The 10,393-nt window shown below is 62.1% G+C and carries 9 protein-coding genes and 1 pseudogene; 3 read left to right on the top strand and 7 right to left on the bottom strand.

The features are described 5' to 3' along the window. Positions 1 to 508 (top strand): annotated as a pseudogene (locus RJQ10_RS01810) (choline transporter); the annotation flags it as partial. 48 nt (positions 509 to 556) lie between these two features. Here the strand turns inward: RJQ10_RS01810 and RJQ10_RS01805 are convergent. The 4 genes from RJQ10_RS01805 to RJQ10_RS01790 all read right to left on the bottom strand — a co-directional run bounded on the left by RJQ10_RS01805 (position 557) and on the right by RJQ10_RS01790 (position 4,751). Then, positions 557 to 1,774, bottom strand: a complete 1,218-nt coding sequence (locus RJQ10_RS01805; protein ID WP_350143036.1) for a lytic murein transglycosylase — start codon at positions 1,772 to 1,774, stop codon at positions 557 to 559. A gap of 99 nt (positions 1,775 to 1,873) precedes the next feature. Beyond that, positions 1,874 to 2,506, bottom strand: coding sequence for an inorganic diphosphatase (locus RJQ10_RS01800; protein WP_350143034.1), 633 nt, complete (start codon positions 2,504 to 2,506; stop codon positions 1,874 to 1,876). An 8-nt stretch (positions 2,507 to 2,514) separates the two neighbouring features. Next, a complete protein-coding gene (locus RJQ10_RS01795) occupies positions 2,515 to 4,326 on the bottom strand; it encodes a TonB-dependent receptor (protein WP_350143032.1) in 1,812 nt (603 codons plus the stop codon). After that, on the bottom strand, positions 4,287 to 4,751 hold the full coding sequence (locus RJQ10_RS01790) for a hypothetical protein (RefSeq protein WP_350143030.1): 465 nt from the start codon (positions 4,749 to 4,751) through the stop codon (positions 4,287 to 4,289). The genes RJQ10_RS01795 and RJQ10_RS01790 overlap by 40 nt, the downstream gene beginning before the upstream one ends. A gap of 138 nt (positions 4,752 to 4,889) precedes the next feature. Here RJQ10_RS01790 and RJQ10_RS01785 point away from each other — a divergent pair, with 138 nt between their 5' ends. Next, on the top strand, positions 4,890 to 6,071 hold the full coding sequence (locus RJQ10_RS01785) for a PQQ-dependent sugar dehydrogenase (RefSeq protein WP_350143028.1): 1,182 nt from the start codon (positions 4,890 to 4,892) through the stop codon (positions 6,069 to 6,071). A 73-nt stretch (positions 6,072 to 6,144) separates the two neighbouring features. After that, positions 6,145 to 6,396: a TIGR02647 family protein gene (locus RJQ10_RS01780; RefSeq protein ID WP_350143026.1), complete on the top strand. Its 252-nt coding sequence runs from the start codon at positions 6,145 to 6,147 to the stop codon at positions 6,394 to 6,396. 50 nt (positions 6,397 to 6,446) lie between these two features. On the opposite strand, the gene RJQ10_RS01775 is transcribed toward RJQ10_RS01780, so the two are convergent. From RJQ10_RS01775 to RJQ10_RS01765, 3 genes are all read right to left on the bottom strand, one after another. Next, positions 6,447 to 7,301 (bottom strand): SDR family oxidoreductase, encoded by an 855-nt coding sequence (locus tag RJQ10_RS01775; protein ID WP_350143024.1) that lies wholly within the window; start codon positions 7,299 to 7,301, stop codon positions 6,447 to 6,449. A 121-nt stretch (positions 7,302 to 7,422) separates the two neighbouring features. Continuing rightward, positions 7,423 to 8,175: an aspartate/glutamate racemase family protein gene (locus RJQ10_RS01770; RefSeq protein WP_350143022.1), complete on the bottom strand. Its 753-nt coding sequence runs from the start codon at positions 8,173 to 8,175 to the stop codon at positions 7,423 to 7,425. Between the two features lie 32 nt (positions 8,176 to 8,207). After that, positions 8,208 to 10,358 (bottom strand): TonB-dependent receptor, encoded by a 2,151-nt coding sequence (locus tag RJQ10_RS01765; RefSeq protein WP_350143020.1) that lies wholly within the window; start codon positions 10,356 to 10,358, stop codon positions 8,208 to 8,210. Positions 10,359 to 10,393 lie beyond the last annotated feature (35 nt).

The raw sequence follows: 10,393 nt of genomic DNA, 5'->3' as shown, positions 1-10,393 counted from the left end.
CACCTCCGGCAAGGGGCTCTGGCGCCGGCGCCTGGCCGGAATGGTCAGCCACCCGGACCAGGCACAGGTGGCGGAATTCATCACCACTACCGTGCGCAAGGCCATGACCCGGGTGCAGCGGGAACTGGACAAGCAGGGCTGGAGTGCCAGATTGCACGAAGAGGAAGCCCCCTTCCGCATCTGGCTGGAGGTGATCAAGGATGACCGGGTCGACTTCGTCTACGAGATCCGGATGATCGAGCATGCCCTGCCCGACTACGCCTTCCCGGAAATGGACCACCACCGGGACGCGCCCCACACCTACTACCGGGCGGAAGTCTTCCTGCGCCGGGGGGGCCAGGCCTATGACCTGTTCGGTTTCGACCAGCAGGACATCATTACGGATATTCTCGACCAGCTGGAGAAGCACCTGCACTTCCTGCACATCTCGCCCGCCAGCCTGCCCTGGAATATGGCGGAGCACGATGAGATGCTGCAGGCAAGCCCGGGGCCAGCTCAGGGGCGCTGAACGGAGCCTGCGGCCGGGCGAGTCGCGAGAGAGGATGCGGCCGCTGCGCTAGTTATCGCCACGACCTTCCGTAGCGCCCGTTGCGGCCTGTTCAAGGCCCTCGATACTGGCCGCGTCGGGGTAACCATCCGCAACCATGCCCTTGCTGCGCTGGAATTCACTCAGGGCGGCACGGGTGCCCGAGCCAAAAATACCGTCCTCGGCACCGGCCTCGAAACCCAGCTCGTTGAGCTGCTGCTGGACAAGTTCAACATCGCCCCGCGACAGGGGACGCTGATTCACAGGGGGAGGCTGTTGCAAGGGGCCGGCACCGGCAATACGGTCCGCCAGATGCCCCACCGACAGGGCATAGGACTCCGAACGGTTCCAGCGCATGATGACATCGAAATTCTCGTACACCATGAAAGCGGGGCCGGCGGCTCCCGCCGGCAGCAGGATTACCGCCTGCAACTCCGACTCCGGTAATGTGCCACCGTCGCTGCGACGCACCCCGAGTTGGGACCACTCCAGCAATGGACGCCGCTTGCCGCTACCGGCCAGGTCAAAGCGGAAACCCGGCTGCAGGCGCACTTCACGGCCCCAGCGCAGTTCCGGCACCCAGCCCAGCTGGCTCAGAAAGTTGGCACCGGAGGCGAGGGCATCCTGCTCACTGCCCCAGAGGTCGATGCGGCCATCCCCGTCACCGTCCACAGCGTAGCGCAGATAGTTGCTGGGCATGAACTGGGTGTGCCCGACGGCACCGGCCCAGGAACCACGCATTTCCGCAGGCTGCAGGCGCTCCCGCTCCAGCAGCTGCAGCGCCGCGATAAATTCGCCGCCAAAGAATTCCGCCCGGCGGGTATCGCAGGCGAGAGTCGCCAGGGAGTCGAGGGTGGGCATACCGCCGAGATAACTGCCGAAGTTGGTTTCCAGCCCCCAAAACGCGACCAGGTAGTGTCCAGGTACGCCGTACTTCTGCTGCAGGCGAGCCAGGAAGTCCCGGTGCTTGCGATACAGGATGCGCCCCTGGTCTATCCGCGCCTGGGTCACTCGGGCATTCAGATACTGGGCAAAGGTCTGGACGAACTCCGGCTGCTTGCCGTCAAGCGCCAGCACCCGCTCCTGCTGCTGCAGGCCGGGTACCACCTCGTCAACGATCCAGTCGGCGACCCGCGCCTCGCGAGCCTGGTTCTGCAGCGTGAGCAGGCAGGCCGGGAAGCCGGCGTCGGCCAGAGCCGGGGAGCAAGCAACCAGCAACAGCAGGGCAGGGAACTTCCGCGGGTTCATGACTGACACTATCCACAACACATGTCGGCGGATACTTACACCGCGCCGCGCCAGACGCAAGACTTGACGGCAGCGAAAGAAGGCTGTCGGTCACAGACGTCAGTCTGCTCCGGCACCGGCTGCGGCCGCAAACCGCCGCAGCGCGGCCCGGGTGACCTCCAGTGCAACACCACGGTCGCCCAGGCCCTGCAACTCAACCTGCTTGCGGCCTGCAGGCAGCTGCTTGTAAACGGAAAAAAATGCCTGCAGACGCTGCAATTCAATCTCTGGCAGGTCACCAATATCCCTTATCCCCGCGTATGTGGGATCCACTGCATCCGCCGGCACGGCGAGGAGCTTGTCATCCTGTTCGCCGCCATCGAGCATTCGCAGCACTCCTATCGGCCGTACCCGGATCAGGGCAGCGGGTGCCACCGGCTCACGGGTAAACACCAGAACATCGAGCGGATCATTGTCTCCCGCAAGGGTCGACGGCAGGGTACCGTAGTTCGCGGGGTACACCACCGGCATGGACTGAAAGCGATCCACCAGCAGGTGGCCGGTCGCCGCGTCCAGTTCGTATTTGATACCACTGCCTGCGGGAATTTCCACCAGGGCATAAACCTCGGCGGGGGCACTCTCCGGCTGGGGGAAGTACAACACGTTCTCCACCAGCCTGACCCCCGCCACCGGGGCATCTGCCAGCGCCGGCAGGGCGCAGGCGAGTAGCAATACAGCAAGGTACTTGTGCATGATCTTCCTCAGAAAATATAGGTCAGGCCAAGCTCATAGGTGGTGCCGAACTCGTCGTACTGCGACAGGCGGCGCTCGTTGCCGAAGTAGTAGAACTCCGGGCGGTCGTTGAGATTGATTGCGGACGCATTCAGGGTCAACTTGTCGTTGATAGCGTATTTTCCGGTCAAGTCCACCTGCACGAAGTCGCCGGTATAGCGATCATTCAGCGCCTGGCCACCGATCGCATCGAGGTATTTGTCGCGATAGTTGGCCGCCAGGCGGACATCCCATGGCCCCCTGTCGTAGCCCACAGAAACGTTGGCTGTGTGCCTCGCCTGCTTGAAGTACGGGATGCTGCGCTCACCGTAGGCGGAATCCGCCGGCAGGTCGGTCTCGCCATCGGCGTAGGTGTAGTTCAGCACCAGCAGAAAGCCGTTGTCCAGCGCCGTTTGGTAGGAGAACTCGGCACCCCAGATGCTGCTGTCGCCAGCATTGATGAAGGTTTCAGCCCGGTCCCAGACCCGACCGCGGAGGGCAGTATCTGCTGCGTCCACCTCCACAATCGCATCCTTGATGTCCTTGTAGAACAGGCCCGCTCCGATGAAGGTCTCGTCACCCCGATACCATTCGAAGCTGACGTCAAAATTCAAGGCAACCGTGGGATCCAGGAAGGGGTTGCCACCGTCGATCTCGTTGTCCTCCAGGTCGATTTCCGCACCGGCGGCAGATTCACCAAATCCGGGCCGCACCAGGGAGCGGAACGCACCCAGCCGCAGCACCTGTTCATCATTCAGGTCGACCCGGACATTCAGTGAAGGCGCGAGGAATCCGTAGTCGTTGTCAAACGCTACCGGGCCGGCAAAGGCGTCACCGTCAAACTGCTTGCCCGCATAAGTAGCCCTGGTGTCCTCATAGCGCAGGCCGTAGATCCAGGTCACCGTATCGGTCGCGGTGGTGGCCATCAGGTAGCCGGCCAGAATGTCCTCATCGGTATACCAGTCCGCGGCGATGGATTCCTCATCCTCGTCGCCACTCATCTCCCAGGCACTCCCCGGGGCGCGACAGGTTGTGCCATCGGAGAGCATGAACACGCCGTCACCCAGAGTGGAAATCAGGCCGCGAGTGCCGGCGACCGTCGGCGCCGGCCCGTGCCGGTTGCCAAAGTAGTCGCCGATCTCCTGGTTCGGATAATCCGCCAGGGTGGAATCAGCCACTGGCTCATAGCCGCAGAAATTGAAGTCGTTGTCCTTCTCCCGCTGGCGATACTTGATGCCGTACTGCAGCTCGGTGCGCTCATTCAGGGTATAGCTCAGGTCCAGCTTGAAGCCGACATCCCGGTCCGTGGTCAGGGCGTTTTCCGCCTCGAAGGCGCTCAACTCGAAATTGGCCGGGTCGTAGAGTTCCTGGGCGAAGTTGATCACCGGTTTCTTCGGGTTGCTGTTGTCGTAGGTCATCGGAACGTCGAGCTGGGCACTGCGGAAAATCACGTTCCACTTGTCGGTATCGTCCTGCTCCGCTTCAGAACCAAAAATCTCGGCCTTGAGGGTGCTGCGCTCGGTGAGCTGGAATTCGCTCCCCAGCTGGACCGAACTGATGGTGCGGGTTTCTATCCGGGGGCGGGATTCAGTATCCACACGTTGGAAGGGATAGGTCGCGATGTCGCCGTCGATCACCGGCTCATCCTCGAAGGCACGGCGAACTTCCCATTTGGTGCGGTCCTCGGTGTCGGTGTATTCGTTGTGGAAAAAGCGGGCGTAGTACTTGTTGCCGCTCGCGGCGTGATAATCGAAATTGAGAACTACACCCTGGCGCTCGCGCTCCAGATCGTAGTACCGCATTTCGTAGTCTTCGTTGATGGCGACATCCGACCAGCCACCGGTTTCATTGTTTCCGACACGATGCGGCGACTCTGGTCGCTCAGGGTCAGCGCCACGCCCAGCTCACCATCCGCCAGCTGGAAGCGGTTGCTGGCGACCACTGCAAGCTTGGGGTTGTTGCTGTCCCCGGTCAGTTCGTTCCAGGAGGTCTCTGCCTTCACCTTGGCGTGGAAGCCGTCGTGTTTGAAAGCACTGATGGTCTCCAGATCAATAGCGCCGCCGATCGTATCTGCGTCGAGGTTCGGGGTGAGCGTCTTGTAGACTGTCATGGAGTCCAGCATGTCGGAAGCAACGCCATCGAGCATGATGCCGCGGCGGTTCTCCGGCGACGCCGTGCTGACGCCGTGACGATTGTTTTTGACCGGCGCGATACTAGGCCGTGTCAATGACAATGGGATGACGGGGAAATTGCAGATTAGTGACAGTTCGCCGGCGGCGCCTTGAGGCGACCGCTGCGGGGTTTCGCCCGGGAGGTGCGAACCGGCTATACTTGCGGGCCAAATTCACCGCCGGGAGCTTACTTCATGAAAAAACTGGGGATGGTGTTGGCGCTGTTGCTCGCTACCGCAAACCACGCCAGCGCACAGCCGGCGCAGACCGGCGAGACCCGCTATTCCGCGTTCCACGACTACCGCGTGGCGACCGTGGCTGAGGGTTTGATCCGGCCCTGGTCCATGGCTTTCCTGCCCAACGGCGAGATGCTGGTCACCGAACAGCCGGGGCGATTGCGTGTCGTGCGCAACGGCGAGCTGCTGCAGGAGCCAGTGACAGGCCTGCCAGAAGTCTACTACCGCGGTCAGGGTGGGCTGCTCGACGTGGTCCCACACCCCGATTTCGCCCTCAACCAACTGCTGTACCTCTCCTACTCCAAGCCACTGCCGGGCGATGAGTCCACCACCGCGGTCATCCGCGGGCGTTACCGGGACGGCGCGCTGCGGGAGGTCGAGGAAATTTTTGCAGCCACATCCCGCGGCCGCGGACACTACGGTTCCCGCATTGTGTTCGATGGCAAGGGCCATATCTTCGTCACCATCGGCGATCGCCAGGTACCGCCGTCCGGCGAGCTGGAAAAACACCCGGCACAGTTGCTGTCCGACCACCACGGCGTGGTGGTGCGGCTTATGGAAGATGGCAGTATTCCCGGAGACAACCCTTTCGTGGGCAAGCGCAACGCCCTCGGGGAGATCTGGAGCTACGGCCACCGCAACGCCCAGGGCATGCTCATGAATCCGGCCACCGGCGAGCTGTGGCTGACCGAGCACGGCCCCCAGGGTGGAGACGAACTCAATCTGGTGGAAGCCGGCGCCAACTACGGCTGGCCCGTGATCGGCTATGGAGTCAACTACAACTCTGGCTCGGCTATTCACGCCGCCACCCACGCCGAGGGCATGACCCAGCCGCGCAAGGTCTGGGTGCCGTCCATCGGCACTTCCGGACTGGCACTTTACACCGGCGATGCCTTCCCGCACTGGCGCGGCCACCTGTTGGCCGGAGGGCTGTCGGGACAGGAAGTGACGCTGCTGGAACTGGATGGGCAGCGTGTCGTACGAGAGGAAAGCCTGGTCAAGGGCCTGGGCCGCATCCGCGATGTACGCCAGGGGCCAGACGGCTTTGTCTACCTCGCCATCGATGACCGTGGCGCCAAGCCCTCTGCCATCGTGCGCCTGGAGCCGGTTGTTCGCGCCCCCCTGGCGGAAAATGACTGACCGGCGCGGGAGACTGCAGCCCGGGCGGCACTAATGCGCTATGCTTGCGCAATAACACTGACTGGAAGCCGCGATGACACTGACCCCGGATTTGATAGACGAGATTGATCTCCTGCTGAAGTTCGACCTGAGCAGCGCCCAGGTCGGGCTGAAAATCCACAGCAATGCGGCCCCGGAGATGATTGCCGCCGCCAGCCGCCTGCACGCCAAGGGCCTGGTGGACCACGAGGACGGCGGTTTTCTCACCCCGCTGGGACACGAGGCCGCTGAACACCTGCAGTTCCTGCAGCAGATCCTGACCGCAGGGTCCGCCGCAGTCAGCTGACCACATATTTTTGGCAAGGAAACGCGGCCGCCCCGCAGGACGGCGCCGGATCAGGACTGGCGCCTGGCAAACACTTCCGCGGCCATTGCCTCCATCAGCCGAAAGGTGCCGACAGGATCACTGCGCTTGAGCGACAGCAGATCCATTTCCGCGCCCTTGCCAACATCGATCTCCTCGGTGCCCAGGGCGAGACCCCCAAGGATGGCGGCGGCACACTCGTCGACATCCATGCCGCCCTCAATATCCTCGTCCGCTGCCCCCATCGGCGCCCCGGTTCCCGTGAGGGCGTTGCGGGCGATATCGGTGCGGATAAAGCCGGGCACAATGGTGGTGACGCGAACCCCCAGATGTGCCACCTCCGAGCGCAGGGCGTCAAAGAAACCCATTACTGCGTGTTTGGCGGCGCAATATCCAGTACGCAGGGGTACACCCACCTTGCCCGCCACACTCGCGGTCACCGCCACATGGCCACTGCCACGGGCGACCATGTGCGGCAACACCTGCTTGGTGAGGGCGATCTGGCCAATGACATCCACCTCGAACAACTGGCGGTAGACGTCCAGCTCTGTTTCCAGGCACAGGGAACGCTGGGATATGCCGGCATTATTGACCAGCAGGTCTATGTGGCCGAAGTGTGCCAGCACCGCCTCCACCGCCGCCGGCATGGTGTTGGTCGCCGCCACATCCAGTGGCAGTACCAGCACCGACTCCGCTGACACCCCGGCTCCGACGCAGTCAGCTTTTACGGTTTCCAGGGCCTCCGCGCGCCGGGCGGAAAGCACCAGGCGGGCACCGCGTGCAGCGAGATGCCTGGCCAGGGCGGCGCCAATCCCGCCCGAGGCTCCGGTAATCCAGACTACCTTGCCCTGAAAAGCATTGCCCTGCGGCTGGTCAGCGTTGTTCATCGTGGCGCTCCGATAAAGAGTGACCGCATATTATCGTCGAGCGCCGCGCAACAAAAAAGATGCCAGGCGACTAGTAGCCGGGGGCAACCGCACCCGGGTACTAGCTCCCGGCCACTCTTGCTCAAACGGTATCGTACGCACCCGGCAATGCGTAGCCCGCCAGGGGCTTGCGCCTGGGAGCGGGATAGATGTACTTGCTGTGGCTCAGACCGGTCTTCACCAGGACATCCGCTGCATGCAGGGTCAGCGGAATCGGGTCCAGCACCGGCACTGCATAGCCCGCCGCAGCGAGCCGCTCTGCGATGGCCTCGGCACATCCGAAGAAACCGGTACAACCCAGAATAATGGCGCCGGCCCGGGTACTCTCCACGCTGTGCAGGGATGCGGCCACCAGTTGCTCCAACAGCTCATCGAGGCGCTGCTCGATTTCCAGCACCGGAATATCGACAGCACCGAATCCGGCGTAATTCGCCTGCAGCCCGTAGCGTGCAACCAGACCATCTATCATTGGCTTGAGCCGGTCCAGGACCGTAATAAATGCAAAGTGATGCCCCAGCATGCTGGCGTAGTGCATACAGGTTTGTGCCGGACCGAGCACGGGAATCGACACCAGCTCCCGGCAGGCTTCCAGCCCGGGATCCCCCATGCAATCAATGATCAGTGCCGAGGCACCGTCACGCTCCGCGGCCACCGCCTGTTCGAGAATGCCCGGAATACTGAGGGCCTCATCCACCGAGCACTCTATGGATGCGGGACCGTTCACGATAAGGCTGTGGCGGACCTCCAGGTCCTGACGCAGGAAGGGCTGGACATCATCGAGACTGCGGATACCTTCTGTGATAATCGGGGTAATGATGTGGATGACTGATTTCATATCGCTGCCTCTGCTTGGTGATGTCCGGGGAATCAGATGCTCAGGTCCAGGCTGACCCCATAAGTCCGGGGCATGCCCCAGGACTCGCCAAAACCCACGCTGGAAAACAACACCTGGGTGCGATAGCGCTCATCGGACAGGTTCTTGCCCCAGAGCGACAGCGTCCACGCCCCGGATGCGGCACCAATGCCCGCGCGCGCATTCCACAGCCAATAACTGTCCTCCCGGGCCTCCAGCGGCTGGCGCACGATATCGAAGGCCATGTCATCCTGGTAGTTGAAATCCACCATGGCATCGGCATAGAGGCCCGACGACAGGGGCCACTGGTAGCGCAGTACCCCATTGAGGTTCAACTCCGGGGAATTCGGCAGCTCACTGCCCTCGACAACGCCGCCGACGACGGAGCTGGTGATCTCGGTATCCAGCAATCCCATGCCGAGCCGCAGGTCCAACCCCTGGACGGGTCGCCATGCCAGTTCAATTTCACCACCCGTAACCTCCGAATCACCGACATTGGCAATCCCGAACAGGGTGCCGACCGGCGAATCAAAGATGCCACCGTAGAATTGCATATCCTCATAGTCGTAGCAGAAAATGGAGGCGTTCAGCTGCATCGAACCATCCAGCAAGGTCAGTTTGGCTCCGGCCTCGTAGGCCAGCAGGCTTTCCTCCTGGAACGGTTGCAAGTCGGCCGGGTTAAAGGTCAGCTGGCCCTGGAATCCGCCGGACTTGAATCCCCGCGATATGCTGGCGTAGAGCAGCGTATCCTCGAACCCGGTGTAATCAACCCCGAACTTTCCGGATACATCGTCATTGCTGTATTCATTGCGCACTGACGGGAACAGGGGAGCCTCGATGCCGTCGCCGATCAGGTAAGTGAAAGCATCGGCAAAGGTCTTTTCCTCGTCTGTATAGCGCAGACCGGCGGTCAGGCGCCACACAGGTGTAGCCTGCCACTCTGTATGCAGGAACAGGGCGATGGAGTCGGAGTCCTGGCGGTATTCGTTGCCCAGCGATGCGAAACCATCCAGGCCCAGCAGTGGCAGCAGGTCGCCGGCATCAAAACGGTCCCGGGTCTTGACGTCGTCATTGCCGTAGAAGGCGCCGGCTATCCACACCAGTTCATCACCGAGGTAGGTGAGGCGGAGTTCCTGGGAGAACTGCTCCACGGCGTTATCGAAATAACCGTCGAGCTGGGCCAGGCTGGTGGCGTCACGGTCTTCCACATGGAAGCGGTCCAGTTCTTCCCAGGCGCTGATAGAGGTCAGGCTGAGCGCGTCGGCAAAGGCCCAGTTGGCGGTCAGGGAGAACCCTTCGCTGTCTATTTGCTGCAGGGTTGCCACCGACGACCCGGAGCGGAACACATCGCGATCGCCGTCGTCCTCTGCCGAAAACGGGTTGTCGATCTTCACCAGGTGGATGTCCGAGTCATCCTTGCCGCCGTGGACGTTGAGGAGAATATCCAGGGATTCCGTGGGCTGCCACTGCAACAGGGCGCGCCAGGCGGTGCTGGCTACCCTGCCCACATCCTCGCCGGTGACGCGATTGGTCTGGTGGCCCTCGCTCTGGCGGATTCGCTGTACCGACAGACGCCCCGCCAGCCCCGGCATCAACTCACCACTGACAAAGCCCTGGCCGGAAGCGTGTTCGTAGCGGCCGTAGTCCAGCGTTGCCCCCGCGGTAAATTCCTCGCTCGGGCGGTTGGCGATGAAATTGACCGCACCGGCGGTGGTGTTGCGCCCGAACAGGGTTCCCTGCGGGCCTTTCAGGACTTCAACCCGGGCCAGGTCATGCATCTGGAAGCTGAGCATGGCCGGTGACACCAGGTATACCTCGTCGATATAGATACCCGCCGCAGGATTGTTGTTGGTCGCATAGTCATTGAGTCCGATACCGCGGATCGTGACATTGGGAATGGAGTTGGCGACCACGTTATTAATGCGCAAATTGGGTGTCTGAGCCGCGATATCCACCGGCTGGTTGAGACGCAGCGCTTTTATCTCATCGCCACTCAGGGCGGTAACCGCAATCCCGACCTCATTGAAACTTTGCTCGCGCTTCTGCGCCGTGACAATGACCTCCTCGAGCTGCAGGCCGGAAGCCGGCTGGGCCGCGAGCTGATATTGGAATCCGGCGGTAGTGGCAGCGAGTATCGCCCCGATCATCCTGCTATTGACCTGCATATCGTTCTCCCCGAGAGTTGATGTTGGTTCGATTT

Origin of the sequence: Haliea sp. (assembly GCF_040222615.1) — a bacterium.
In the GTDB taxonomy this organism is placed as follows: domain Bacteria; phylum Pseudomonadota; class Gammaproteobacteria; order Pseudomonadales; family Halieaceae; genus Haliea.
This window is presented reverse-complemented; position numbering and strand designations above follow the sequence as displayed.

Coding starts and splice junctions, on each gene's coding strand:
- RJQ10_RS01765 (WP_350143020.1), bottom strand. CDS start 10,358: ATGCAGGTCAATAGCAGGATGATCGGGGCGATACTCGCTGCCACTACC.
- RJQ10_RS01775 (WP_350143024.1), bottom strand. CDS start 7,301: ATGAACAACGCTGACCAGCCGCAGGGCAATGCTTTTCAGGGCAAGGTA.
- RJQ10_RS01795 (WP_350143032.1), bottom strand. CDS start 4,326: ATGCGGTACTACGATCTGGAGCGCGAGCGCCAGGGTGTAGTTCTCAAT.
- RJQ10_RS01770 (WP_350143022.1), bottom strand. CDS start 8,175: ATGAAATCAGTCATCCACATCATTACCCCGATTATCACAGAAGGTATC.
- RJQ10_RS01785 (WP_350143028.1), top strand. CDS start 4,890: ATGAAAAAACTGGGGATGGTGTTGGCGCTGTTGCTCGCTACCGCAAAC.
- RJQ10_RS01800 (WP_350143034.1), bottom strand. CDS start 2,506: ATGCACAAGTACCTTGCTGTATTGCTACTCGCCTGCGCCCTGCCGGCG.
- RJQ10_RS01780 (WP_350143026.1), top strand. CDS start 6,145: ATGACACTGACCCCGGATTTGATAGACGAGATTGATCTCCTGCTGAAG.
- RJQ10_RS01805 (WP_350143036.1), bottom strand. CDS start 1,774: ATGAACCCGCGGAAGTTCCCTGCCCTGCTGTTGCTGGTTGCTTGCTCC.